This is a genomic window from Olsenella sp. SW781, from assembly GCF_012027725.1.
In the GTDB taxonomy this organism is placed as follows: Bacteria; Actinomycetota; Coriobacteriia; order Coriobacteriales; family Atopobiaceae; genus Thermophilibacter.
This window is the reverse complement of record NZ_SJOU01000007.1, coordinates 102,302-128,378: the sequence shown is the minus strand read 5'-3', so window position 1 is coordinate 128,378 and position 26,077 is coordinate 102,302. Positions and strand designations below refer to the sequence as shown.

Sequence of the window (26,077 nt, the reverse complement as noted above, 5' to 3'; positions counted from 1 at the left end):
GGGTCGACTGACAGGCTTTCGGGGGCCCGCGGCGCGCGTCGCGGGCCCCCGTTCTTCTCGCTTTTCCATCCACGGCCATTTCTGTCCGGCGGTACGGGTACCCTAGGGAGCAGGAGAAGAACGGGAGGGACCATGGCAGAGATCAGATGCCCGCACTGCGGCGAGGTGTTCCAGGTCGACGAGACCGAGTACGCGCAGATCGTGCGCCAGGTGCGAGACGCGGAGTTCACGCGCGAGCTCAGGGCTCGCGAGCAGATGGCGGAGCGCGAGCGCGCGAGCGCCGTGGAGGCCGCCGCCGCCCAGGCGCGCCAGGAGGCGCGGGAGCTCGCCGCGCGCGAGCGCGAGGAGCTGCAGGGGAGGCTCGCCGAGGAGCTTGCCGGGGCGCGCGACGCCTCGGCCAAGAAGGACGAGGAGCTCGTCCGCCTGCGCGCCGAGATAGAGAAGGGCGCGGATGCCGTCGCGCTCGCCCGCGCGGCGGTGGAGCGCGAGCTCACCCAGGCGATCGCCGAGCGGGACCAGAAGATCGCCGAGCAGGAGCGCGCCCTGCTCGAGGCCAGCGCGGCGCAGGAGCGGGCCCTCAGCGAGGCGGCCACGAAGGGCGCCTCGGAGCTCGCCGAGCGCGACCGTCGCGTCGCCGAGCTCGAGGCGCAGCTCAAGGCCCGCGAGTCCGCCTTTGCCACCGAGAAGGCACTTGCGGTGAGCGACGCCACGGACGCCCAGGAGAAGCGCATCGCCGAGCTCGAGGGCGACCTGCGCGCGGCCAGGCTCGAGCAGGAGCGCCGCGTCTCCGAGCTCGAGGCCCAGATCAAGGCCCGCGAGTCCGCCTTCGTGACGGAGAAGGCCCTCGCCGTCACGCAGGCCACCGGCGAGCAGGGCGAGCGCCTTGCCGCCCTCGAGGGCGACCTGCGGGCGGCCAAGCTCGAGCGCGAGCAGGTCGAGGCGTCGCTGCGCCAGCAGATGGCCGAGCAGGAGCGGTTCAAGGACCAGACGATCCGCGACCGCGAGGACGAGATCGAGCGCCTGCGCAACCAGCGTGCGCGCCTGTCCACCAAGCTCATCGGCGAGACGCTCGAGCAGCACTGCGAGATGGAGTTCAACCGCTGGCGCTCGCTGGGCTTTCGCGGCGCGGAGTTCCACAAGGACAACGAGGTCGTGGGCGGCTCGAAGGGAGACTACGTCTTCCGCGAGGTCGACGACGAGGGCGTCGAGGTCGTCTCCATCATGTTCGAGATGAAGAACGAGGACGACGCCTCGGCCGCCACGAGCCGTCACAGGAACTCCGACTTCTTCAAGAAGCTCGACCAGGACCGACGCAACAAGAACTGCGAGTACGCGGTGCTCGTCTCGATGCTCGAGCCCGAGAGCGAGCTCTACAACTCCGGCATCGTGGACGTGTCCTACGAGTACGAGAAGATGTACGTCATCCGCCCGCAGTTCTTCATCCCCATGATCACGCTGCTGAGAAACGCGGCGGAGAACGCGCACGCCTACCGGCGCGAGCTCGCCGAGGTGCGCCAGCAGAACATCGACGTCACCAACTTCGAGAACGCGCTCGAGAAGTTCAAGGACGGCTTTGGCAAGAACTACGCGACGGCGAGCAAGAAGTTCGGGGACGCCATCGAGGAGATCGACAAGGCCATCGCGCGCCTCCAGAAGGTTAAGGAGGACCTGACCTCCTCGGAGCGGCAGCTGCGCTACGCCAACGACAAGGCGGAGGCGCTGACCATCCGCAAGCTCACCTTCAAGAACCCGACGATGCGCGAGAAGTTCAACGAGGCCCGCGCCGCCCGGGAGGAGGCTGACGCACGGGCGGCCGATTCGGCCGCTGAGCAGGGAGGGGCGGCATCCGAGGCCGTCGAGCCGGACGACGTGGAGTAAACTGAAAGCTCATAGACTCAACCTGGGGAGGAGGCCAGGGGATGGATTGCCGAGCCTTTTTCAGGGACGTCGTCAAGGTGAGCGACGAGGAGCTCCTCGACGTCCTGTCGCATAACGCCACGCACCGCGAGCTCTTCAAGGGGGACTGCGTGGTCCGCTCCGGGGAGCTGCAGACCGAGGTCGGGTTTCTCGTTCGCGGCATTGTGAGAAGCTTCTCCGTCGACGCGGACGGCCACGACATCACCGACTGCATCCTGTTCATGCCGGGGTCCGTGCTCGTGCCGAGCGTGGAGCTCGAGGGGCCCTCGTCCGCGACCGTCGAGATGCTCTCGGACGGCGAGGTGGTCTGCCTGGACATCGCCCTCATCAAGGGGCTCCTCGAGACCAGCCTGCCGGCGAACCACCTCTTCATCCGCATCGTCTGCGAGGCGTGGCACATGCACTGGGAGACGCGGCGCGTGGTGTCGCAGCTCCGCTCGCGCGACCGCTACCTGTGGTTCCTCAGGCGCTATCCCGGCATCGTGGGCAAGATCCCCAACCGCTTCGTGGCGTCGCTGCTCGGCATGACGCCCGTGACGCTCTCGCGCCTGCGCACGGAGCTGAGAAACGAGGGCGTGGTCCAGTAGGGGTTACGGGGACGCCTACGCGCCGAGGAGGGCGCGCACGTCCGCGGCGATGCCCTCCGCGGTCATCCCGCAGCTCTCGAGCAGCGTGGCGGGGTCGTAGCGGTCCGCGAAGGCGCGCGGCAGCCCGTAGCAGCGCACGCGCACGTCGTCGCAGGAGAGGGCGCGTGCCACGCGCTCGCCGAAGCCGCCGTCGAGGATGCCGTCCTCGATCGTGACGACGACGTCGTGGCCGGCCGCGAGCCGTCCCAGCAGCTCCTCGTCGATCGTCGTGGCGAGGCGGGGGTTGACGAGGGTGGCGCCTATGCCGCATGCCGCGAGCATGTCGGCGACCTGCTCGCCGAGGGGGAAGAGGTCCCCGAGGGCGAGCAGCGCGACGCCCGAGCCCCTCCGCACGACCTCGGCGCCACGCGCGTAGCCCCCCGCGGGGCGCGAGAAGCCCGGGCGCGACGTCGCGCCCGTCACCGGGACGCGGATGGCGACGGGGCCCTCCGCGCGGTCGAGCGCCCATGAGAGCATGTCGAGGTACTCCTCGGGGCAGGTGGGCGCGAGGTAGGGCAGGCCCGGCATGGCGCCGAGCATGGGGATGTCGAAGAAGCCGAGGTGCGTGGCGTCGGTGGTGCCGAAGGCGGACGCGCCGAAGACGAGGATGACGGCGCGCGCCGCGTTGAGGCAGAGGTCGTGCCACAGCTCGTCATAGGCGCGCTGCAGGAAGGTCGAGTAGATGCCGAGCACGGGGGTGGCGCCCGCGCGGGCGAGCCCCGTCACGTACGTCACTGCGTGCTCCTCGGCAATCCCCACGTCCACGAACTGGCGGCCGGCCTGGGCGCGCAGCTCGGGCGTGAAGCCCATGATGTAGGGGGTCGCCGCGTTCACGGCGACGAGGCCCGGGTCGCCCGCCATGCGCCCCATGAGGAAGGAGGCCGTGATCTGGGCGTAGTCCGGGCCGCCTCCCTGGCCCAGCGGGGAGCCCGAGGAGAGGTCGAACGGGGCGGCGTGGTGCCAGCCCTCGGGGTCCTCGAGGGCGGGGGCGTAGCCGTGGCCCTTCTCGGTGTGGACGTGCAGCACGACGGGGTGGTCGACGTCCGCGAGCTCGGCGAGCGCCGCCTCGAGCGCCTGCTCGTCGTGGCCGTCCTCGAGGTAGCGGTAGTCCAGCCCGAGCGCGGTGAAGGGGTTGCGCGGCGAGGCGCCGCCCGTGGCGCGCAGCTCGGCGAGCGCGCCGTAGACGCCGCCGTGGTTGGGCGCGATCGACCACTCGTTGTCGTTCACGACGATGATGAGGCCGCTCGTGAGGGAGGCGGCGTTGTCGAGCCCCTCGAAGGCGAGCCCGCCGGAGAGCGAGCCGTCGCCGATGACCGCCACCACCGCGTACTTCTCGCCAGCGAGCTCGCGCGCGGAGACGAGGCCGCAGGCGAGGCTCACCGAGGTCGAGGTGTGCCCCATCGCAAACAGGTCGTGCTCGGACTCCCCGGGGCTCGAGAAGCCCGAGACGTCCTCGTAGCGCGCCGGGTCGAGAAACGCGGCGGCGCGTCCGGTGAGCATCTTGTGCGGGTAGGTCTGGTGCGAGACGTCGAAGACGATCTTGTCGCGCGGGCTCTCGAAGACGCGGTGCAGCGCCACGGTGAGCTCGACGACCGAGAGGTTCGGCCCCACGTGCCCGCCCACCACGGCGGAGCTCTCCAGGATGGCGGAGCGGATCTCTTCGCAGAGGGGGCCGAGCGCCTCGGCGGGCAGGGCGCGCAGGTCCTCGGGGGAGCCGATGCGCTCAAGATACATGATGCCCCCTCCCATCCGCGTTCGACCGTGCCAGAGATTTCTAGGTTCTCACATTTTGATGCCAGAGTTGTGTCGCGCCTGCGGAAAACTGCGGGACGGGAGGGTTTTCGCGGCCCTTGGCCCCGACGTGCCCAAACGACTAAAATGTGCATACTACTGCGCCGAGACGGGAGCTTGCCATGGCACACATCGTCATCACCGCCGAGACGGGCTGCGACGTCCCCGCCGCCGAGGCGGCCGAGCTGGGGGTCGAGCTCGTTCCCATGCACGTCACCGTGGGGAGCCGGACCATCGATGACGGGGAGATCTCCCCGGCCGAGATGCTGGAGCAGTGCCGCCAGCTCGGCGTGCTCCCCAAGACGAGCGGCTGCACCCCGCACGACTTCGAGGTGGCCTTCGACCGCATCCATGCCGAGCGTCCCGACGCGCAGATCCTGCACGTCGCCTACTCGGCCGCCACGACGTGCTCGCTCGAGTCCGCCCTCGCGGCGGCCGAGACGCGCGCCTACGTGACCGCCGTCGACACCCGCCACGTGACCATCGGCCAGGGGCTCGTCGTGCGCGAGGCGGCCCGCTGGGTGCGCGAGCACCCCGAGGCGGGCGTCGACGAGGCGCGCGCCTACGTCGAGGACCTCTCCGCGCGCGTGCGCATGGCGTTTCTCCCCGGCGACCTCGGCTACCTGCGCGCCGGCGGCCGCCTCTCCAACGTGGCGTTCCTGGGCGCCACCCTCCTTAAGATCAAGCCCGTCGTCGAGCTGCTCGAGGGCAAGCTCGTGGCCACCAAGAAGCTGCGCGGCTCCATGGCGGCGGCGTCCGTCCGCCTCGTCGACTACCTCGTGCTGCGCGAGGACTTCGACCCCGCCCGCATCGTCTTCGTGAAGTCGCCGGGCCTTCCCGACCAGGTGCGCGAGCTCGTGAGCGCGCACGCCCGCGAGCTGGGCTTCGCCGAGGTCGAGTGGTACGAGACCGGTGACGTCATCACGTCGCACTGCGGTCCCGGCGCCCTCGGCGTGGCGTTTGCCGTGAGGGCGCGGGCGTAGCCCCGGCGGCCACCGACCGGCGGGCCCCCACCCCGGTGGGCCTAGCCGAGCTCCACGAGGTTGCGCGGCCGCTCGCCGCGCGCGAGCCGCCCCAGGTTCTCCGTCGCGATCCCCACGATGTTGTCCAGCGTGGCGGGCAGGTGGTACCAGCCCGAGACGTGCGGCGTCACGAGCGCGCCGGGCGCGTCCCAGAGCGGGTGGTCCGCGGGCAGCGGCTCGGGGTCCATGACGTCGAGCGCCGCCCCGGCAATCTGGCCCGCCTCAAGCGCCGCGATAAGGTCGTCCGTCACCACGAGGTCCCCGCGCCCGCCGTTGACGAAGTACGACCCCCGCCGCATCGCCGAGAAGAACCATGCGTCGGCGAGCCCCCTCGTCTCGGGCGTGCTCGGCAGGAACGACGCGACCACGTCCGCCTGAGGCAGGAGCTCCGGGAGGCACGCCATCGGGGACACGGCCTCGAAGGGCGGCTCGGCCGGCCGGGACGAGCGCCGGACGCCCGCGACGCGCGCCCCGAGCGCCGCGCAGAGCGAGGCGAAGTGCGTCCCGATGTCGCCCGCGCCGAGCACGAGCACCCGCGCGCCGCGCAGGGTGGTCACGACGCCCTCGTCCGCCCAGCGGTGGGCGCGCTGGTCGTCGCGGTAGGCGGGGAGGCGCTTCATCAGCGAGAGCAGCATCGCGAGCATGTGCTCGGAGACGGCCTGGCCGTAGGCGCCCGAGGCCGAGGCGAGCATCGCCCCCTCGGGAAGCGTCCCGGCGGCGGCGTAGTTGTCGTACCCGGCGGAGTTGAGCTGCAGCAGGCGCAGGCGCGCCGCCTCGCCGAGCCGCTCGGGCGGGAGGTTGCCCACGATGACGTCCGCCCGCTCGACGGCGTCCGCGGGTGCGTCGGACGTCGTGGCATAGGAGAAGCGCGCCCCGGGCGCGGCGGCCTCGAGCCGGGCGCGCTGGGCGTCATCCACGGGCAGCAGCACGAGCACGTTCATGGGGCTCCTCTCGCCTCGGCGCCGCGGGCGCACGTCCTTCTCGGTTCTTCTCGCCATTCTAGGCCATGGGGTGCTGGCTCCCCTCGAGTTTGCACGAGCAAACGCCACGGGCTCCTCGGGCGCCTTCCCGCCGCGCGGCGCCCCCACCGAGTTTGCACGAGCAAACGCCGCGCCACGTTCACGCCAAATTACAAGGCTGCTGGCATTTGCGCAGCTCAGAGGCTTGCTCGATTGTGCTGTTCCCGGAGCTCGCCTCGAGTTTGCACGAGCAAACGCGAAGGGGGCCGCGCCGGGGCGAGCGCACACGCTACAATGGCGTGCGAGTGGAGCTGCGAGGGGAGAAGCGCGCATGAACCTGGACGAGCTGGAGATCGGCAAGGACGCCGTGGTGGCGTCGGTGGACTGCGACGAGCCGTCGCTGCGCCAGCACATCCTGGACATGGGCCTCACGCCGGGCGTGGAGGTCACGCTCATGAAGCGCGCCCCCATGGGGGACCCGCTCGAGATCCGCCTGCGCGGCTACGAGCTCACCCTGCGCCGGGACGACGCCGCTCACATCGCGCTCACGCAGGTGCACGACATGCACGACGCCCCGCGCGGCCGCGAGCGCCTGGAGGCGGCCGTCCACCCCGCCATTGGCGAGAAGTACGCGCCGCGCGCGGCCGGCAAGGCCATCCCGGAGGGCCGTCCGCTCAAGCTGGCGCTGGCCGGCAACCAGAACTGCGGCAAGACCACGCTCTTCAACGCGCTCACGGGCGCGAACCAGCACGTGGGCAACTTCCCGGGCGTGACCGTGGACCGCAAGGACGGCCAGATCAAGGGCCATCCCGAGGCCACGGTCACGGACCTGCCGGGCATCTACTCGCTCAGCCCCTACACGAGCGAGGAGGTGGTGAGCCGTCGCTTCATCCTGGAGGACGACCCCGACGCGATCATCGACATCGTGGACGCCACCAACATCGAGCGCAATCTCTACCTGACGCTCCAGCTCATGGAGCTCGACCGGCCGATGGTGCTCGCCCTCAACATGATGGACGAGCTCACGGCCAACGGTGGCACGGTGAGCGTGAACCGCCTGGAGGCCGCGCTCGGCATCCCCGTGGTTCCCATCTCCGCCGCGCGCGAGGAGGGCATCTCCGAGCTCGTGGAGCACGTGCTGCACGTGGCGCGCTTCCGCGAGCACCCGGGCCGCGTGGACTTCTGCTCGCCGGACGGCCCCGACCACGGCGCCCTGCACCGCTGCATCCACGGCATCTGCCACATCATCGAGGACCACGCTGCCGCGGCCAGCCTTCCCGTGCGCTTTGCCGCGACCAAGCTCATCGAGGGCGACCAGCTCGTGATGCGCGCCCTGGGGCTGGACCAGAACGAGCTCGACGCCGTGGAGCACATCATCAGCCAGATGGAGGGCGAGTCCGGCCGCGACCGCATGGCGGCGCTCGCCGACATGCGCTTCTCGTTCATCGAGGGCGTCTGCGCCGAGTGCGTGGTCAAGCCGCACGAGAGCCGCGAGCACGCGCGCTCGGTGGCGGCCGACCGCATCCTCACGGGCAAGTACACGGCCATCCCGGTGTTCGTTGGGATCATGGCGCTCGTCTTCTGGCTCACTTTTGATGTGGTGGGTCAGCGGCTCTCCGACCTTCTCGCCGCCGGAATCGACTGGGTGACAGCCCAGGCGGACGCCGCGCTCACGGCCTTTGGGCTCAACCCGGTGGTGCACAGCCTCGTGATCGACGGCGTCTTTGCCGGCGTGGGCTCGGTTCTCTCCTTCCTGCCGATCATCGTGGTGCTCTTCATCCTGCTCTCGATCCTCGAGGACTCCGGCTACATGGCGCGCGTGGCCTTTGTGATGGACAAGCTGCTGCGGCGCCTGGGCCTCTCCGGACGCAGCTTCGTGCCCATGCTCATCGGCTTTGGCTGCTCGGTTCCCGCCATCATGGCGACGCGCACCCTGCCCTCCGAGCACGACCGCAAGATGACGGTCATGCTCACGCCGTTCATGAGCTGCTCGGCAAAGGTGCCGGTCTACGCGCTCTTCTCGGCCGCGTTCTTCCCGGAGTGCGCGCCGCTCGTGATGATCGCGCTCTACCTCATGGGCATCGTGGTGGGAATCCTCGTCGCGCTCGTGCTCAAGGGGACGGCCTTCAAGGGCGACCCGGTGCCGTTTGTGATGGAGCTTCCCAACTACCGCATGCCCGCGCCGCGCACCGTGGCGCGCCTGGCCTGGGACAAGGCCAAGGGCTTTGCAACCAAGGCGTTCACGATCATCTTCGTGGCGAGCGTGGTGATCTGGTTCCTGCAGACCTTCGACGTGCGCCTCAACGTGGTGTCCGACCAGTCCCAGAGCATGCTCGCCGCGCTCGGCGCGCTGCTGGCGCCGCTCTTCGCCCCGCTCGGCTTTGGCAACTGGCGCGCGGCGGCGGCCCTGGCGGCTGGCTTCGGCGCCAAGGAGAACGTGGTGGCAACTTTGACTGTCCTCATGGGCGGGAGCACGGCGGGCCTGCCCGAGCTCTTCTCGCCGCTCACGGCGTTTGCGTTCCTCACGTTCACGCTGCTGTACACGCCGTGCGTGGCGGCGGTGTCCGCGGTGAAGGCCGAGCTGGGGACGCGCATGATGTGGGCCGTTGTCGCCATGCAGTGCGGCGTGGCGTGGGTCGTGGCGCTCGCCGTGCGCCTCGCGGGGATGGCCCTCGGCCTGGCGTAGCCGCCGTGCCACCGGCGTCAGGCTTATTTGGCGCATGCCGCTGGCGTCGGGTTTATTTGGCACGGATGCGCGTGCCAAATAAACCCGACGCCAGCGGCATGCGCCAAATAAGCCTGACGCCGGTGGCACGCCAGCGCCGGCGGCAAAAACGGGTACACAAAGCGTATCGCGACATGTCGCGCGGCTTACCCGCCGCTGACGGGGCGGACGTACCGTAGGGCCCCGTCAGGAGAAGGAGGCATCATGGCAGACGAGAAGAACCTCGACCAGCGCCCCACCCCCGAGGAGCCCCTCGGGCAGACCTACCACCGCGGTCCCGTGATCATGCGCGGGCCCATGATCCCGGCCGACACCACCACGGGCAACCTCCTCGCGCCCGAGGCCTCCACGGACTGGCTGCACATGGACCCGTGGCGCGTCCTGCGCATCCAGGCCGAGTTCGTCGACGGCTTCGGCGCGCTCGCGGAGCTGGGGCCCGCCGTTACCGTCTTTGGCTCGGCGCGCACGCCGCGCACCGACCCGATGTATCGTGCCGCGCGCCACGTGGGCAGAAAGCTCGCCGAGGCGGGCGTGGCCGTGATCACCGGCGGAGGCCCGGGCATCATGGAGGCCGCCAACAGCGGGGCGGCCAAGGCCGGCGGAAAGTCGGTGGGGCTGGGCATCGAGCTGCCGCACGAGCAGGGCATCAACAAGTGGGTCAACCTGGGCATGACCTTCCGCTACTTCTTTGTGCGCAAGACGATGTTCGTCAAGTACTCGAGCGGCGCGATCATCTTCCCGGGCGGCTTCGGCACGCTCGACGAGGCCTTTGAGCTGCTCACGCTCGTCCAGACGCACAAGGTAGCGCGCGTCCCCGTGGTGCTCTTCGGCTCCGAGTACTGGGGCGGCCTCATGGACTGGCTCGAGGGGACCGTCCGTGAGTCGGGCAACATCTCGCCGCTCGACCCCGAGCTCGTGGTCGTGACCGACGACGAGGACGAGGCCGTCCGCGTGGCCCTCTCCGAGCTGCGGCGCTAGGCCCTCCCCGCGCGGCGGGACGCGGCGCGGGGGAGGCGGGAATCTTACCAAAGCGTCACCCGGCAGTAAGTCCAATCGATTGGTTCCATCCTTCTGAGCTGCAAGAATGGAGTCACCCTCCCAGGAGCGGGCACGCAGGCGACTCGGCGTGCCCGGTCCCTGGGGGAGGGACGGCAACGAGGAAGGGAGGCACCATGATCAAGAGAATGTCCGAGAAGGCCGTTCTTCTCGGCTGCCTGGCAACCTCGACGCTTCTGGGCAGCCTCGCGCTCGCGATGCTCGTTCACGCGGCGACGCTCTAGGCCCGTCTCGCCGGCCTCGGAGCGTGCCTGCTCCCGGCTGGCTGTGTAAGGGCGGTGCAAGCATCCGGCAAGGGTTCCCGCGGAGGGCCGCCCGGTAGTGCCCCGGATGGCAAGATGGATGGGAGGGGGTGCGCATGGGCGAGAAGAACCGGCATGACGTCGCGGATCGCGACCTGAGGGCAAGAAGGGCGCTCGTCATCTGCGCGCTTGTGGCGGTGGGGGTCGCGCTCGCGGCCATCTGCCTGCGCTGGGCGCCCGAGGCCTACGCCTGGGCGAGCGACCCCGTTGCGGTGCGGTCCTTCGTCGCTGAGCACGCGATCCTCTCGCGGCTCGTCATCGGCGGCGTCAACGCGCTGCAGATCGCGCTCGCCTTTCTCCCCGGGGAGCCCGTCGAGCTGGCGAGCGGGTACGCCTTCGGCTTCCTCGAGGGCACGCTCGTGTGCATGGCCGCGAGCGCCGTGGCGTCGAGCGCCATCTTCTGGGCGGTGCGTCGCTGGGGCTGGTCGCTCGTGGGCGTCTTCTTTGACCGCTCACATCTCGACCGCTTCTCGTGGCTGCACGACGCCCGGCGGCTCGAGCTCGTGATGCTCGTCGTCTTTCTCATTCCGGGGACGCCCAAGGACTTCCTCACGTACTTTGCCGGGCTCACGGACATGCGCTTCGGGGCGGTGCTGGCCATCACCACGCTCGGCCGCATCCCCTCCATCGTGACGTCCACGGTCGCCGCCTCGGCCTTCGGGAGCGGAGACTACGGGATCGCCGCCATGGCCGTCGTCGTGGCGGTGGCGCTCGCCGCGGCGGGAGGGCTGCTCTATCGCCGCTTCGAGGCCCTCGCCCGCCCGTGACCTGACGGGGGCGACGGGGTCTGGCTTCAATCTTCTGGCTTCAATCTGCTTTTGGCAGAGTGACGGGTCCTGAACGGATGGCCCCGGTCCAGAGGCCGCATTCGTCCAGAACCCGTCACTGAGTCGGGCGCGCCACTGATTGGGCGCGTCACTGAGCCGGCCGCGTCACCGAGTCGGCCGCGCCACAAATCGGGCGCGCCGCAAGTCGGCCGCGTCAGGCTACTCGGCGAGGAGGGCCTCCACGTCGGCGCGCTCCGGCATCGCGGGGATGGCGCCGCGCTTGCGGACGCAGAGGGACGCGACGGCGTTGCCCAGGCGTGCGAAGCCGGCGGCGTCCTCGACGGTCACCTCCGCCGGCGCCTTGCCGCTCTCGCAGAAGCCTGCGAGGAAGCCGCCCCAGAAGGAGTCGCCCGCGCCCGTGGCGTCCACGGCGTCAGCGGGGAAGCCCGGCACCGTGGCGTCCCCGTCGGCGCAGCGGACGTACGCGCCGCCCGCGCCGAGCGTTACGGCCACGACCTTGGGGCCCTGCGCCAGGAGCGCCGCCGCAGCGGCCTCCGGGTCCTTCTCGCCCGTGAGGAGCGCGCACTCCTCGTCGGAGAGCTTCATGAGGTCCATCTGCGGCACCACGGCGCGCATCTGCTCCACGGCGGCCTCGATGGACGGCCAGAGGTTCGCGCGGTAGTTGGGGTCGTAGGAGAGGGTGCAGCCGGCCTCGCGCGCGCAGGAGAGCGCGGCGAGCGTGGCCGAGCGGGCGGGCTCGTCGGTGAGCGAGAGCGAGCCCACGTGGAAGACCCTGGACGCGGCGATCACGTCGCGCGCGAGCTCATCCTCCGTGATGCGCGTGTCCGCTCCGGGCTTGCGCGCGAAGGAGAACTCGCGCTCGCCGTCAGGCGAGAGGGCAACGAAGGCCAGCGTCGTGAACGCGTCCGGGTCGCTGATCAGCCCCGTGGTGTCGATGCCCTGCTCCTCGAGGGTGGCGCGCAGGAACTCGCCGTGCATGTCGCAGCCCACCTTGCCCAGGAAGGCGGTCTTGTGGCCGAGCTTCTCCAGCGCCACGAGGACGTTGGCCGGCGCGCCGCCGGCGTTGCGCTCGAAGAGCCGCTGGCCTCCAGCAGAGGTGCCGGCGTCGGTGAAGTCGATGAGGAGCTCGCCCAGTGCGGAGACGGAGAACATCGCGGTGTCCTTTCGCTTGTGTGCGGAATCGATTCCACACCCATTATGCCGTGATGCGGCCGAGCGCGCCGCTCTTCTCGGCAAGCGGTCCGTGCGGCTACTCGTACGTGCCCGCCACGCCGTCGCCCATCTCCCAGGCGTGCAAAAGTGCCTGTCCCTTTTGCACGAGCGTGAGGGTGGGGGAGCGGGGGAACCAGCGGGTGGCAAAGGCGAGCTCGCCGTCGTTGGCAAAGACCTCGACGGCTGAGCTGTCGACAAGAACGCGTAGGTCGCGAAGGTCGTCGCACGCCACGGCCCTCCCGGTCCGCCCGCACCCGACGGCGTCGTCCGCAAAGCGCAGCGCAAGCTCCGCGCCGTCCCAGGTAATCGCGAGCGCGTCGTCCAGCCAGAGCTCGAGCGGCCCCTCGGGGCGGGCGAGAAGGACGTCGGCGCGATGCTCCCCCAGCGTGAGCGACCCGCCGCCGGCCAGCTCGTGCCGCGTGCCGCGCAGCGCCTCGAGCTCGCGCACCGGCCGCTGGAGCAGCGCCCCGTCCGCGCCGGCCGTAACCTCGCGCGGTACCGTGAGGCAGTGGCACCACGTCATGCCGTCGGGCGCCCCCGCGAAGTCGGCGTCGGGCATGCCCATCCAGCCGATCAGGATGGCGCGGCCGGACTCGTCCACGAAGCTCTGCGGCGCGTAGAAGTCAAAGCCGTGGTCCCAGCGCCGGAACGCCCGGGGGTCGACCTCGGCGTCCGCCGCCAGGCGCTCGCCTGCGGGGAGCGGGACGTAGCCGGACTGGTCGTCCACGCCGTCGGCCCAGGGGCGCTCGGCCATGCCCTGCGGGCAGAACGAGAGCCACTCGCGCCCGCCGAGCTCGATGCGGTCCGGGCACTCCCACATGTAGCCGAAGGGGGACGTCGGGCGGACGGCCCCGGCGCTCTCCCACGCCCGGCCGTCATTCGAGCGCAGCACGAGCGCGAGCCCCCGGTCGTCGAGGTCGCGCGCGCCGAGGAGCATCCACCACGCGCCCCCCTCGCGCCAGACCTTGGGGTCGCGCACGTGGCACGAGCAGAACGCGGGGTAGTCGGCGTTTCTCAGCAGCACGTCCTTCTCGCCGAGCGCAAGGCCTCCGGACGCGGCGGGGTCTGGTGCGGCCTCGACGAGGATTTGGGCCGCGCGCCGTCCCGCGCGCACGTAGTCGAAGTCTCCCGGCTCCTTGACGTTGCCGGTGTAGTAGAGGCGCACGCCACCCTCGAAGGGCACGGCACAGCCCGAGTAGGCGCCCGATGCCTCGTCGGGGGTGTCCGGCGCGATGGCAAACGCGCGCCCGCCGGACCTCCAGTGGACGAGGTCGCGGCTCCAGAAGTGGCCCCACCCGCGCGGCGCGTCGGGCGCGGGCCAGTCGGGGCTGTACTGGTGGAACACGTGATAGGTGCCGCCCAGCTGGCAGAGGCCGTTGGGGTCGTTGAGCCAGCCGACGGGCGGCATGAGGTGAAAGCCCATTCTCCAGGGATCGTGTGACATGATGGCTCCCGAGTGTGAGGCGGGGCGGCCCGTCCGGCGCGGGCCGCCCCTGTGCGAGGAGGGACGGTCAGGAGAGCTCGACGAGGCTCTCGCCGGTGCGCACGGTCGTGCCAGCATGCGGTGTGACCCTAGCGTAGGCCTCGGCATTGGTCACGATGACCGGGGTCACCGGGTCGAGTCCCGCGGCGCGGATGGCGTCGAGGTCGACGTCCATGAGGAGCTGGCCGGCCTTAACGTGGTCGCCCACCTTGACGTGCGCGGTGAAGGGCCTGCCCTCGAGGGTCACGGTGTCGATGCCGATGTGCATGAGGACCTCGGCGCCCGCGTCGGTGGTCATGCCGAGGGCGTGGCCGGTCTCGGCGAGCACGGTGACGGTGCCCGCGGCGGGCGCGCAGAGCCTGCCCTCGGTGGGGCGGACGGCGGCTCCGGGGCCCATGGCCTCGCTCGCGAAGACGGGGTCGGGGACCTCGGTCATCTTGATGGCGGTGCCCGCCATCGGAGCGAGAAGGACCTCGGCCTGCGCGGCGGGTGCGGCGTCGGTTACGGTTGCGACGGCGGCGTCGGCAGCGGCGGCGGAGAGGGCCGCGGCGTTGGCGGCGTCAGTGGCGGGCGCGGAGACGGAGGCCTGGACGACGGGCTTCTCGGCGGGGGTCGCGGCCTCGGGGTCCTTGTAGAGCGCGTAGGAGATGGCGAAGGCCACGACTCCGGAGATGGCGAACATGATCACGTACTGCACGGGCTGGCTGAGGCAGAGCAGGATGCCAAAGATGCCGGTGACGCCGGTGCCCGCCGCGGCGAGCCCCACGATGGAGGCGAACATGGCGCCCAGGCCACCGCCGATGCAGCCGGCCACGAAGGGCTTGAAGAAGCGGAGGTTCACGCCGAAGATGGCGGGCTCGGTGATGCCCATGAACGCGGAGAGCGAGGAGGGGAGGGCGAGCGAGCGGACCTTGACGTCCTTGGTCTTGAGCGCCACGGCGAGCGCCGCGCCGGCCTGGCCGATGTTGGCGGCGCTGGCGAGCGGCAGCCAGTAGGTCACGCCGTACGTGGCTATCTGGCCGAGGTCGATCGTGGTGTACATCTGGTGGATGCCGGTGACCACGGTGGGGGCGTAGAGGGCGCCCATGATGAGCGAGCCCAGGCCGAGCGGCAGCGTGAGCAGGAACTGGATGCCGCCGAGGATGGCGTTTTCCGCCCAGACGAAGACGGGCCCGACGGCGAGCATGGTGACGTAGGCCGTGACGGCTACGGAGACGAGCGGCGTCACGAAGAGGTCGAAGGCCTCGGGGACCACCCTGTGCAGGCGCCTCTCGATGAACGCGAGAATGCCGCAGGCGATGACGATGGGGATGACGTGGCCCTGGTAGCCGGTCCACTCGATGGAGTAGAGGCCGGGGATGACGGGGTAGGTCTGGAGCACGCCCTCGGTTGCCACGGTGTTGGCGTTCTGCAGGCCCGGGTTGATGAGCAGCATGCCCACGACCGCTCCGAGGTAGGGGTTGGCGCCGAAGGCCTTGGCCGCGGAGAAGCCGATGAGGATCTGCAGGAACGTGAACGCCGTGTTGGAGACGAGGTTCAGGATCTGGTACCAGGCGTTGTTGGTGTCGAGCGCGATGAAGCCGTTGGAATCCATGAAGGAGAGCGCGCTCATGATGCCCAGGAGCAGGCCGGAGGCCACGATCGCCGGGATGATGGGCACGAAGACGTCCCCCAGCAGCTTGATCGCGCGCATGAAGGGGTTGGTCTGCTGCTGGGCGGCGGCCTCCTTCACCTCCGCCTTGGTGGCGGCCGTGATGTGGCCGAGGGCGATGAACTCGTCGTAGACCTTGTTCACCGTGCCCGTGCCGTAGATGACCTGCATCTGCCCGGACGCCTTGAAGTTGCCCTTGGCGCCAGTCGCGTTGTCAACGGCCGCCTGGTCCACCTTGGCGTCGTCCGCGAGCACGAGCCTCAGGCGCGTGGCGCAGTGCGCCGCCGAGACCACGTTGCCCGGACCGCCGATGGCGTCCAGAATCTCCTGAGCCGCCTGCCGATAGTCGAGTGCCATGTGCCCACCTTTCTCTCCGCCTCATCATACCATGTGAGAACGTTCCCATATGGAATCGTTCTCACAATACGGCGAGAAGAACGTGCTGGAGGGGAGTTGCCGCAGACGGCGGGGTTTTGTCGGCGAGCGGTGGTCTGGTCGAGCATGCCCCCGCGCACGGATTTCCGCCGGCGGGGCCGCAGTCCGTGCGCGGGGGCATGCTCGGTCGCACGTTCTTCTCGCCCTGATCGCGGGGCGCTCGGGGTGGCGGGCCGCTGCGGAAAGCGGGGTCATGGCAATCTGGCGCGTCCGCGCGTTGCGTGGATGGGGCTTGTGGCAATCGGCGAGAAGAACGACCTGCGGTTCTTCTCGCCCCTGTTGCGCAAAGTGGGGTCGTGGCAGCGCCATTTCTGCCATGACCCCGTTCCTCGCAACGCTCCGCGCGCCGCCGCTGCCACAACCCAAAAACGGCAACGCCCCGCACGTCCAACGCGGCGCCGGCGCGCGACCTAGCGCGTGGAGTTCCTCGCCACGACCTCGTAGTCCATCTTGACCTTGCGCGCCACGTACTCCTCGCCGGTCATGAAGCCGACGAGCATCCGGGCGGTCTGCGCGCCGGAGGACTTGTAGTGGAGGTGGACCGTGGTCAGCGTCGGCGTGACGATCTGGGAGATCTCGGAGTCGTCCATGCCCGTCACCACCACGTCCTCGGGGACGCGCCGCCCGTACTCGCGCAGGCAGGTGAGGGCGCCGTAGGCGATCGAGTCGGTGGCGCACACGATGCCGTCGAGCTCGGGGTGGGACTCGAGCAGGGCCTCCGCCTGCTCGTAGCCGGAGTCCACGGTGAACTCGGCGATGCGCATCGCCCGCTCGGGGACCTCCACGCCGGCCTCGGCGCACGCGGCGAGAAAGCCCTGGCGGCGCATCTGTCCGACGGCGACGTCCTCCTCGAAGACGCCGATGTAGGCCGGCCGCTTGGCGGTGCGCAGCGCGATCGAGGCGACCTCGCGCATGCCCTCGTAGTCGTTCTGGAAGACGCAGGAGCGGAAGTCCACGTCCTGGTCGAGCACCACGATGGGAACGGGCAGGGAGGAGATGGCCTCGCGGTGCTCCTCGGTGATGACGGTGGCAATGAGGATGACGCCGTCCACCTGGTTCTTCTCTGAGAAGAGGCGCAGGAAGTCCACCTCGCGGGAGGCGTTGTTGTCCGTGTTGGCCAGCAGCACCTGGTAGCCGGCGGCGTTGAGCACGGGCGTGATGCCCGCGACCATCCGGCTCACCGAGGCCGAGTTGATCTTGGGGATGATGATCCCCACGACGTTGGTCTTGCCCGTGCGCAGGGTCTTGGCGTGCTGAGAGGGCACGTAGCCGGTCTTCTCGATGACGCGGCGGATGGCGGCGCGCTTCTCCTGGCTGACGTAGCCGTCGTTGAGATAGCGCGAGACCGTCGCCCGCGAGACGCCTGCCATCTGGGCAATCTGGTTGATGTCCATCCTGGGGGACTCCCTTCAACGTAACGAGTGTAGCGCGGGTGGGACCCTTCTCACCAAACACCCATGAAAGGGCAGGTTGAGGCCGCAGGTGGCGCCTCGGGGCGCTATGCTCGTGGCATGGCAGACTACGAGCACATAGTCCACGAGTTCGACCCAGTCTTCGACGAGCGCTCCCGCGTGCTCGTGCTGGGCTCGCTTCCCTCGGCGCTCTCGCGCGAGAACCGCTTCTACTACGGCAACCCGCGCAACCGCTTCTGGCGCGTCGTCGCCGCGTGCGCGGGCGAGCCCGTCCCGGCGGACGGTGACGTCGCGGCCAAGCGCTCGCTGCTGCTGCGCCACGGCATCGCGCTCTGGGACGTCATCGAGAGCTGCGACATCCGCGGGTCGTCGGACGCCTCCATCAAGAACGTGGTCCCGGCCGACGTCCCCCGCGTCCTGCGCGCGGCGCCCGTCGAGGCCGTGCTCTGCAACGGCGGCACGGCGGGGCGGCTCTATCGTCGCTGGCTGGAGCCCGCGTGCGGCCTCTCGGCGCGGGTGCTGCCGTCCACGAGCCCCGCCAACGCGGCGTGGTCGCTCGACCGGCTCGTCGCGCGGTGGAGAGAGGAGCTCGACGGGCTGCTGGGCTGACGGCCGGACGTTCTTGTCGCCTTGGCCCCGCGCAGCGGGTCTGCGGGGCCTTGACGACGCTCCGGGGCGCGGGTTTGTCGCCTTGGCCCCGCAGACCTGCCGTGCGGGGCCAAGGCGACAAGAACGCCGGGCGCCCGACTCCCCGCGCTAGAACGTCCGCGTGATCTGCCGGATGGCCCCGGCGGCGGTGTCCTCGTCCGGCCCGCTCACGGTCACGACCACGTGCTCGCCCGTGCGCACGCCGAGCATCAGGAGCTGCATGAGCTGCTTGGCGTCCACGACGCGCCCCGCGTGCTCCAGGGTGACGTCGCTCCTCCAGCGCTCGGCCTCGCTTGCCAGCAGGACGGCGAGCTGGATGTGCAGGCCCAGCGGGTCTGTGATGTCGCAGGGTATCTCGTGCATGGGGCGTCCTCTCGGGGGGGGCGGGGGAAACGGGCCGCCTTGCCCCCACACGATAGCCCTCAACCCTCGCCGAGGGAGAGGGGCTTTCGGCGCGTGGCGAGAAAACCCGCGCAAATGGGGGTGGCCTTCCGAGCGGAGGGAGATGGCGTTACGTCAACTCCACTTTGAGGAGGGGGGCGCATGTTCTCCGTCCGAAATGCTCCTGTGACAAACTAGCCATATATCGCTGATATATCACCAGCTCTCGGCAGCGCATTCTCCGGGGAGGCCCGTTCGTGAACATAAAGCAGCTCAGATACGTCGTGGCGATCCTCGCCACGGGGAGCTTCTCTGCCGCTGCCGAGCGTGAGGGCGTCTCCGTCCAGGCAGTCTCCAAGGCCATGTCCGAGCTCGAGGGGAGGACGGGCGCCCCGCTCTTCAACCGCGCGAGCTCCGGGGTGACGCCCACGCCACTCGGCCGCGCCTTCGGCGCCCGTGCCAAGCGGGTGCTCGCGGAGTACGACGCGCTCGTAAGCTTCGCCCGGTCAAGCGCTCGCGAGGCCGGCGTCTCGCGCGCCCTGCGCCTCGGTCTCTGCGTGCCCAGGTTCCCTGGCATCGAGCGCATCTGCACGATGATCAGCGTCGTGGCCGGCCGCGCCCTCGGATGCGAGGTCGACGTCGTGCTCACGACCTGCTCGGCCTGCATCGACGAGCTCAGGGAGGGGCGCTTCGACGCCCTCGTGACGGTCGGATCGCTGAAGGAGCGGGGCGTCGTCACGGGGAGCCTCGGCACGATGTCCCCCTACGTGGTTATGGCGGGGTCCAACCCGCTCGCCAAGAAGAGCGAGCTCACGCTCGAGGACATCAACGCGTGCCCCGTCGCCCTCGCGCCGGAGTTCGACCACTTCAACGAGTCCGTCTGCCGCGCCTACGCGGCGCACGGCATGACCTCGGAGCTCGTCGAGATTCCCACGCTCGAGTCGTACGGCGACCTGATGGAGCACAGAAACGGCCTCTCGCTCATCGTGGGAGGAGAGTTCATCGGCCCCTTCGACGGCTGCGTCATGAGGCCGATCGCGCAGAAGGACCGGCTTGCGATCCCCATCTGCCTCTCCTCGCTCGAGGGGGCGAGCTTCAGCTACCTCGAGCTCAGCCACGCCCTCTCCAAGATGAAGATCCTCTCCTAGCCTCTCCTAGCTGCCCTTGCCCCGTCGCCCTCGTCTGGCGCTGGAGATTCCCCTGGGCCGTCCGTTGCGCCCATGATATAAAAGAGTGATTCTTAGAGAGAGGATGCCCCATGGCGGGTTCAAAGATGCGCGTGATTGCCGGCGGCCTGCTCGTGTGCGCCCTGGCAGCGGGATGGGCGCTCGGCTTCGGCGGGTGCGACGGCAACTACCCGGACGGCGTGGAGACGGACGCGAGCGAGGTGCGCAGCGTCACGCTGAGCGGGTCCAACTATGAGGTCGTCGACTTCGAGGACGACCTCTACGAGCTCCCCATGGACTCCACCGAGGTCCACGTCCTCGAGGACGAGAGCCGCGAGTTCGTCTCGCGCGACAAGGACACGCTCTGGGTGAGCGAGGACTCCGCCGAGCGCATCGGCGTCGAGTAGCCGCCTCGGCCGCCGCCCGGGGGCGACGGCCGTCTTGCCCTACGCGAGGTACCAGACGAAGCCCCAGGCGGGCAGCTGGAAGGTCTCGAAGCCCATGGTCTCGCCCGTGAGCAGGTTGGTGTACTCGGCGCAGGCCGGCATCCAGGCGGTCTTCTCGGCGTCGCAGAAGTTGAAGACCGCGTTGAGCGTGCGGCTGCCGGCGCTCCGGCGGATCCAGAGGATGGCCGGGTCGCTGTAGTCGACAATCCCCACCTCGGCGTCGGCGTCGAAGACGTCCTCGCGGCGACGGATGGCCTCCAGCTCGCCGAGCGCGTCGAAGATGCGCTCCTGGACGCTGCCCTTCTCGTCAACGCGGTCGACGAGCGCCCAGTCGAAGCGGCCGCGATGGATGTAGCGCGAGTCGTCGGCCTTCTCGGGGTCGTCCTTGTAGGTGTAGTCGTTCACCTGGCCGACCTCGTCCCCGCTGTAGATGATCGGCAGGCCGGACTGCGCGAGCAGGTAGGCGTGGAGCATGACGTCCTTGCGGATGGCGACCTCCATCGCCTCCTCGTCGCCCTCGAAGCCCGCGGCCTCGATGCCGCACATGGAGGCCGTGGTGGCGCAGAAGCGCGCGTCGCCGGTCGCCGGGTCGGCGTTGTAGAGCTCGCCGCGCGAGGCGCTGCCCGGCACGCGGCCCTGGAAGTAGTCGTTGAGGTAGCGCTTGTGCGGGACCTCCTCCATGCCCCAGGTGCTGAGCGTGGCGTAGTCGAGGCCCCAGCCGATGTCGTCGTGGCAGCGCAGGTAGTTGAGGAAGGTGTACTGGCTGGGCAGCCCGCACACGGCGTCGAGCTGCGAGCGCAGCAGGCGCGTGTCGCGGCAGGCCACGGAGTTCCAGGTGGTGGCCATCGTCGTGACGTTGTAGAGCATGTGGCACTCGGGCTTCTCCACGGTCCCGAAGTAGGGGACCACCTCCACCGGCGCCATGACCACCTCGCCCAGAAGCACGATGCCGGGGCACACGACCTCGCCGATCATGCGCATCATGCGCACGATGGTGTGGACCTGGGGGAGGTTGCGGCAGTTGGTGCCGAGCTGCTTCCAGATGTAGGGCACGGCGTCGATGCGGATGATGTCCATGCCCTGGTTTGCCAGGTAGAGGAAGTTGTACATCATCTCGTTGAAGACGCGCGGGTTCCTGTAGTTGAGGTCCCACTGGTAGGGGTAGAACTGTGTCATCACGGACTGGCCCAGCTCCGGTAGGTAGGTGAAGTGGCCGGGCGCCGTGGTGGGGAAGACCTGCGGCACCTCGCGGGTGTACTGGTCGATCACCGCCTGGTTGCTCTCGAAGAAGTACCGGCTCATGTACTCGCCCTCGCCGGCACGCGCCCGCCGCGCCCACTCGTGATCCTCCGACGTGTGGTTCATGACGAAGTCCATGCAGAGGCTGATGCCGCGCTCGTGGCACTTCCCGGCGAGGTGGGCGAGGTCCTCCATCGTGCCGAGCTCGGGCTTGACGCGGCGGAAGTCCTTGACGGCGTAGCCGCCGTCGGAGCGGCTCCTGTCCGCGGGCGTGTCGAGGAACGGCATGAGGTGGAGGTAGTTCACGCCCACGCGCTCGAGGTAGTCCAGGCGGTCCTCCACGCCCTTGATGTTGCCGGCGAAGTTGTCGATGTACATCTGCATGCCGAGCATGTCGCGGCTGCGGTACCACTCGCCGGCGGCCTCGCGCTCGGCGTCGAGGGCGCGCAGCCGCTCGGAGCGTGCGTCGTAGTAGGCCCGCATCTGGTCGAGCAGCTCGGCGAACATGTCGCCGTTGTCGTAGAGCTCCATGTAGAGCCAGCGGAGCTCGTCATGGTAGCGGGCCAGGCGCTCCTGGAAGACGGCGTCGGCCCTCACGCGCTCCGCCCCGCCGACGCGTGGCGCGGCGACGGCCTTCCGCGTCCTTCTCGCGGCGGTCTTCTTGGCGGGGCTCTTCCTGCTGGCCTTCTCCGTCATGGCGGTTCCTTTCGCTCTCCGTATGCTCCCGGACGCATTGTAGCGGCGCCCCCGCCCAGAGGTGAGAACGATTCCGTAGACGTAGGCAACAAGGGCTGGGAACGTTCCCCCACAGCACGTGGCCCCAGGGCGGCGGCCGCCGATCCCGTCCTTCTCGCCCCGCGCCGCCTTGGGTCCGACCGATCCCGGCCGCAACCGAACGTTGCGCGATAGTTGCTGGGCGCAACCGCCCTGCTCAGCTACAGTGGGGCAAAGCGCGTGAAAGGAGGGCGTCATGATTATGGGACTGGGGCCGACGGAGCTCATGATTCTGATTCCGATTCTCCTTGCCAGGGTGGTGCCCTGGGTCCTGTTCGTCGTGCTGCTGGTGCTCGCCATCCGGTGGTTCCTGCGACAGGAGCGCGTCTCCAAGGACCCCGAGGCCGTGGCGGTGCGCCGCTCGCTCGCCGAGGTGCTGCGGGCGCATCGGGAGCGGTGCAAGATGACGCAGGAGCTCGTGGCCGAGAAGGTCGGCGTCTCGCGGCAGGCCGTCTCGAAGTGGGAGCAGGGCGCCTCGGAGCCGTCCACCTCGAATCTCGTGAAGTTCGCGCACCTCTATGGGGTGGATCCCGCCGACCTCCTGCGCGAGGTCGGGGAGTAGCGCACGTCCTTCTGCCCCGCGCCGCCGCATGCCCCCTTTCCGCGTTTGCACGAGCAAACGCGCCCGACGCCTGGGCGAGAAGAACCGTGCGGCCCATCTACCTGTGCAAACGCAATCGAGCGCCATCCCGACGCCCCCGCCCGCGGAGTTTGCTCGTGCAAACGCGGACGGGGACGGGCCGCGTCGCCGCGCATTGGGGTATAACAGCCTCAGGCGGCAATCGAGGCGAGGAGGAGCCATGAGCGACATCATCCAGGGAATGCTCGAGCGCAGGAGCGTGCGCGCGTACACCGACGAGGTGCCCAGCCGGGAGCTGATCGACCAGGTCATCGAGGCCGGCCTCTGGGCCGCGAGCGGCATGAACCGCCAGGGCCCCATCATCGTGGCCGTCACGAACCGCGAGCTGCGCGACCGCCTCTCCGCCATGAACGCCGAGATAATCGGCGACCCCAGCCGCGACCCGTTCTACAGCGCGCCGGTGGTCCTCGTGGTGCTCGCCCCGCGCGACGAGCGCAACCGCGTCTACGACGGCAGCCTCGTCATGGGCAACCTCATGCTCGCCACGCACGCGCTGGGGCTCGGCAGCTGCTGGATCCACCGCGCCCGCGAGGAGTTCGACACCCCCGAGGGCAAGGCCATCCTCTCCGAGCTTGGCGTCGAGGGCGACTACGAGGGCATCGGCCACTGCATCCTGGGATACCCGGCCGAGACGCCGGAGCCCAAGCCGAGAAGAGACGGTCGCGTGTTTTACGCGGAGTAGGCCGAGGCGGCCGCGCGTTCTGTTAGCCTAGGAAGGCGCCGGGTTCTTCTCGGCGTCTTTTTTCGTGGACGGGAGTGAGCAACGTGGACCTCAGCCAAGCCATAGAGTGCGCAAGCGCCTTTGTGTTCCCCGGGTTCCTCACGGATGACGCCTCGCTCTCCGCGGAGCGCGCCAAGAACGAGGAGGCGCTCGGGGTCCTGCGCGCCGCCTGGGCGGAGGCGCCTGCCGGCCGCGAGCCGTTCTCGTACGACCTCATCCTCTCCCTCGCGGACCGCAACCGCGACGTCTGCGACCGCTTTGGCATCGAGAAGCTGCGCGACCTCTCTCCCTCGAGCCTCGCGCGCGGCCTCTCCGCGGCCGACCTCATCCATGCCGTCGCCGTGCTCCAGCATCGTACCGACGCGCAGGTGACGGCGCTTGCCGGCCCGGACGCGCGCGACCTCAACGTGGCCTGGGTGGACGCGCCGGTCTCCGGCATGGTCGTGGGGATTGACATCGAGACCACCGACCGCGACCCCGCGCGCGGCTACATCATCAACGTGGGCCTCGAGTTCATGACCATCGGCCCCAAGGCCAGGCCGCACGACCCCTTTGCCGGCTACTTCGGCCTGCCCGAGATGTACGCCGAGAAGGGCGTGCCGCTGGCGGACATCCACAAGATCCAGTGGTCCGACCTCGACGGGAAGACCCCCTTCCGCGAGGACAAGCAGGTGCAGAAGGCCCTTCTCGCCGCGCTCACCGCCTATCCGTTCATGGCGCACAACGCCGCCTTCGAGGACTCCTGGTTCATGCTGCACATCGACGGCTACGCCGAGGCCCGCAAGGCCGGTCGCGTGGTGGTCGTGGACTCGCGCGACATCTGCCGGCGCGTGGACCCCGAGACGCGCATCCTGCCGCACGAGCAGCGGCCGGCGTCGCTCGAGAGCTGGGCGCGCCGCCGCGGCACGCTCAAGGCGGGGGAGTCGGAGCGCCACCTCGGCCTCGACGACGTGGAGCTCATGCTCGCCACCGTCCAGGCGGAGTTCACGGCCCGCAACATGCTTGCCTGACGCCCGGGGCGCCTTCCTCGGGTACGTACACGCCTGTTCCGGGTACGTACGCGATTCGATGATTGATGTTCTTCTCGCCACCTTTCCCACCTGCGGGTTTTAATCGCATGGTACCGAATTAATTATCAAATTGCGTACGCATCCGGAGGCGGCGTGTACGTACCCGGGAGGGCGTGCGTCGGGAGGCGAGGTGTACGTACCCGGGAGGGCGTGTGTCCGGAGGCGCCCGCTGCGCCGAGAAGTGCTAGGCTGGACGGTCGCATCACAGCCGACCGAAGGAGACCTATGAGCGAGAAGGACGTCGCCGCCGGGCTCGTCGAGTTTGTCCGTGCGTGCCCGAGCGTGTTCCACACCGTCGCCGCCATCCGCGCGCGCCTCGACGCCGCCGGGTTCGCCTACCTTCCCGAGGGCGGGGCGTGGGCCATGGAGGCGGGTGGGCGCTACTACACCGTCCGCAACAACTCGAGCGTCGTGGCGTGGAAGGTCGGGGCCGAGCTCCCCGAGGGCGGCCACCACTTCCAGCTGGCCGCCGCCCACGGCGACTCGCCCACCTACAAGGTGAAGGCGGCGCCCGCGCTCGAGGGGCCGGAGGGGTATCTCCGCCTCGACGTCGAGGCCTACGGAGGCATGCTCGACCACACGTGGCTGGACCGCCCGCTCGGACTTGCGGGCCGCGTGCTCGTGCGCGACGGCGCGCGCGTGGAGAGCCGCCTCGTGGACATCGCCGACGACGTCTGCCTCATCCCGAGCCTCGCCATCCACCTCGACCGCACGAGCGGGCTCTCGCCCGAGCTCAACCGCGCGGTTGACCTCTGCCCGCTCTTCTCGGCGGGGGAGCTTTCCGCGGGGGCCTTCGACGAGATGGTGGCCGAGGCCGCGGGCTGCGAGCCGGCGGACGTCCTCGCGCGCGACCTCTTCCTCGTTGCCCACGAGGAGCCGCGCGTCTGGGGTCGCGCCGGTGAGTTCGTCTCCGCCGGCCATCTCGACGACCTCCAGTGCGCCTACGTGGCGCTCGAGGCCTTCCTCGCGGCGGAGAACCCGCATGACGTGAGCGTCTACGCGTGCTTTGACAACGAGGAGGTGGGCTCGGGCACCAAGCAGGGGGCGCTCTCGACGCTGCTCGCCGACACGCTCTCCCGCACGAGCGCTGCGCTCGGCCGCACGCCTGAGGAGCACCTGCGCGCGCTTGCCGGCTCCATGCTTGTGAGCTGCGACAACGCGCACGCCGTCCATCCGGCCCACCCCGAGAAGTACGACGCGGCGAACCGCTGCCGGCTCAACGGCGGCCTCGTCATCAAGGAGGCGGCCAACCAGCGCTACTGCACGGACGCCTTCAGCCGCGCCGCCCTCGTCGCCGTGCTCGAGCGCGCGGGCGTGCCGTACCAGACCTTCGCCAACCGCTCCGACGTGCCCGGCGGCTCCACGCTCGGCAACCTCTCCAACACCCAGGTGAGCGTGCACGCCGTGGACGTGGGGCTGCCGCAGCTGGCCATGCACTCCGTCTTTGAGACGGCGGGCGCGCGCGACACGGCGCTCGGCATCGCCGCGCTGACGGCGTTCTACGAGGCCGACCTCCGCATCGACGGCGCCGACTCGGTGGAGCTTGCCTAAAAGGGGCCAGGCCCCTTTTAGGCGAGTTTCGCCACCCGTGTCGGGGCACAAAAGGGCGCGGG

The 26,077-nt window shown here is 69.8% G+C and carries 21 protein-coding genes; 13 read left to right on the top strand and 8 right to left on the bottom strand.

The genetic code is table 11. The features are described from left to right. The first annotated feature begins 132 nt into the window (after positions 1-132). Positions 133-1,878, top strand: a complete 1,746-nt coding sequence (locus E0L17_RS05965) for a DUF2130 domain-containing protein (protein WP_167930336.1) — start codon at positions 133-135, stop codon at positions 1,876-1,878. Between the two features lie 41 nt (positions 1,879-1,919). Then, positions 1,920-2,504: a Crp/Fnr family transcriptional regulator gene (locus E0L17_RS05960; protein ID WP_167930335.1), complete on the top strand. Its 585-nt coding sequence runs from the start codon at positions 1,920-1,922 to the stop codon at positions 2,502-2,504. 15 nt (positions 2,505-2,519) lie between these two features. On the opposite strand, the gene E0L17_RS05955 is transcribed toward E0L17_RS05960, so the two are convergent. After that, positions 2,520-4,277, bottom strand: coding sequence for a 1-deoxy-D-xylulose-5-phosphate synthase (locus E0L17_RS05955; RefSeq protein ID WP_167930334.1), 1,758 nt, complete (start codon positions 4,275-4,277; stop codon positions 2,520-2,522). 179 nt (positions 4,278-4,456) lie between these two features. Here E0L17_RS05955 and E0L17_RS05950 point away from each other — a divergent pair, with 179 nt between their 5' ends. Further along, positions 4,457-5,317: a DegV family protein gene (locus tag E0L17_RS05950; protein WP_167930333.1), complete on the top strand. Its 861-nt coding sequence runs from the start codon at positions 4,457-4,459 to the stop codon at positions 5,315-5,317. A gap of 41 nt (positions 5,318-5,358) precedes the next feature. Here E0L17_RS05950 and E0L17_RS05945 read toward each other — a convergent pair whose 3' ends face one another. Further along, positions 5,359-6,354: a D-2-hydroxyacid dehydrogenase gene (locus tag E0L17_RS05945; RefSeq protein WP_286163318.1), complete on the bottom strand. Its 996-nt coding sequence runs from the start codon at positions 6,352-6,354 to the stop codon at positions 5,359-5,361. A gap of 292 nt (positions 6,355-6,646) precedes the next feature. Here E0L17_RS05945 and feoB point away from each other — a divergent pair, with 292 nt between their 5' ends. From feoB to E0L17_RS05930, 3 genes are all read left to right on the top strand, one after another. Further along, the gene (feoB, locus tag E0L17_RS05940) at positions 6,647-9,001 is read left to right on the top strand and encodes a ferrous iron transport protein B (RefSeq protein ID WP_167930332.1); all 2,355 of its coding nucleotides are present in this window, start codon (positions 6,647-6,649) and stop codon (positions 8,999-9,001) included. A gap of 243 nt (positions 9,002-9,244) precedes the next feature. Beyond that, positions 9,245-10,018, top strand: coding sequence for an LOG family protein (locus E0L17_RS05935; RefSeq protein WP_167930331.1), 774 nt, complete (start codon positions 9,245-9,247; stop codon positions 10,016-10,018). Between the two features lie 436 nt (positions 10,019-10,454). Next, a complete protein-coding gene (locus tag E0L17_RS05930; protein WP_167930330.1) occupies positions 10,455-11,165 on the top strand; it encodes a TVP38/TMEM64 family protein in 711 nt (236 codons plus the stop codon). A gap of 219 nt (positions 11,166-11,384) precedes the next feature. On the opposite strand, the gene E0L17_RS05925 is transcribed toward E0L17_RS05930, so the two are convergent. The 4 genes from E0L17_RS05925 to E0L17_RS05910 all read right to left on the bottom strand — a co-directional run bounded on the left by E0L17_RS05925 (position 11,385) and on the right by E0L17_RS05910 (position 17,361). Continuing rightward, positions 11,385-12,338 carry a carbohydrate kinase family protein gene (locus E0L17_RS05925; RefSeq protein ID WP_167930329.1) on the bottom strand — a complete coding sequence of 318 codons (954 nt, stop codon included), beginning with the start codon at positions 12,336-12,338 and terminating at the stop codon, positions 11,385-11,387. A gap of 97 nt (positions 12,339-12,435) precedes the next feature. After that, complete coding sequence (locus E0L17_RS05920; RefSeq protein WP_167930328.1) at positions 12,436-13,842, bottom strand: glycoside hydrolase family 32 protein; 1,407 nt, start codon at positions 13,840-13,842, stop codon at positions 12,436-12,438. Positions 13,843-13,909: 67 nt separating this feature from the next. Next, a complete protein-coding gene (locus E0L17_RS05915) occupies positions 13,910-15,889 on the bottom strand; it encodes a PTS sucrose transporter subunit IIABC (protein WP_167930327.1) in 1,980 nt (659 codons plus the stop codon). Between the two features lie 488 nt (positions 15,890-16,377). Further along, complete coding sequence (locus E0L17_RS05910) at positions 16,378-17,361, bottom strand: LacI family DNA-binding transcriptional regulator (RefSeq protein WP_167930326.1); 984 nt, start codon at positions 17,359-17,361, stop codon at positions 16,378-16,380. A gap of 117 nt (positions 17,362-17,478) precedes the next feature. Between E0L17_RS05910 and E0L17_RS05905 the strand changes: the two genes are divergently transcribed. Further along, positions 17,479-17,988: a DNA-deoxyinosine glycosylase gene (locus E0L17_RS05905; protein ID WP_167930325.1), complete on the top strand. Its 510-nt coding sequence runs from the start codon at positions 17,479-17,481 to the stop codon at positions 17,986-17,988. A 147-nt stretch (positions 17,989-18,135) separates the two neighbouring features. Here the strand turns inward: E0L17_RS05905 and E0L17_RS05900 are convergent, their stop codons facing one another. Further along, the gene (locus E0L17_RS05900; protein WP_075280601.1) at positions 18,136-18,390 is read right to left on the bottom strand and encodes an HPr family phosphocarrier protein; all 255 of its coding nucleotides are present in this window, start codon (positions 18,388-18,390) and stop codon (positions 18,136-18,138) included. Positions 18,391-18,665: 275 nt separating this feature from the next. On the opposite strand from E0L17_RS05900, the gene E0L17_RS05895 reads away from it, so the two are divergent. Both E0L17_RS05895 and E0L17_RS05890 read left to right on the top strand, forming a co-directional pair. Beyond that, positions 18,666-19,556 (top strand): LysR family transcriptional regulator, encoded by an 891-nt coding sequence (locus tag E0L17_RS05895; RefSeq protein WP_167930324.1) that lies wholly within the window; start codon positions 18,666-18,668, stop codon positions 19,554-19,556. A 110-nt stretch (positions 19,557-19,666) separates the two neighbouring features. Continuing rightward, positions 19,667-19,981: a hypothetical protein gene (locus E0L17_RS05890; RefSeq protein ID WP_167930323.1), complete on the top strand. Its 315-nt coding sequence runs from the start codon at positions 19,667-19,669 to the stop codon at positions 19,979-19,981. Between the two features lie 39 nt (positions 19,982-20,020). On the opposite strand, the gene E0L17_RS05885 is transcribed toward E0L17_RS05890, so the two are convergent. Further along, positions 20,021-21,955 (bottom strand): alpha-amylase family protein, encoded by a 1,935-nt coding sequence (locus E0L17_RS05885; protein WP_167930322.1) that lies wholly within the window; start codon positions 21,953-21,955, stop codon positions 20,021-20,023. 274 nt (positions 21,956-22,229) lie between these two features. On the opposite strand from E0L17_RS05885, the gene E0L17_RS05880 reads away from it, so the two are divergent. From E0L17_RS05880 to E0L17_RS05865, 4 genes are all read left to right on the top strand, one after another. Continuing rightward, entirely contained in the window at positions 22,230-22,595 is a 366-nt protein-coding gene (locus E0L17_RS05880; RefSeq protein ID WP_286163317.1) for a helix-turn-helix domain-containing protein, read from the top strand. A gap of 238 nt (positions 22,596-22,833) precedes the next feature. After that, positions 22,834-23,355, top strand: a complete 522-nt coding sequence (locus E0L17_RS05875) for a nitroreductase family protein (RefSeq protein ID WP_167930321.1) — start codon at positions 22,834-22,836, stop codon at positions 23,353-23,355. A gap of 83 nt (positions 23,356-23,438) precedes the next feature. After that, entirely contained in the window at positions 23,439-24,404 is a 966-nt protein-coding gene (locus E0L17_RS05870; protein ID WP_167930320.1) for a 3'-5' exonuclease, read from the top strand. Positions 24,405-24,689: 285 nt separating this feature from the next. Then, positions 24,690-26,015: a M18 family aminopeptidase gene (locus tag E0L17_RS05865; protein WP_167930319.1), complete on the top strand. Its 1,326-nt coding sequence runs from the start codon at positions 24,690-24,692 to the stop codon at positions 26,013-26,015. Positions 26,016-26,077: the final 62 nt, after the last annotated feature.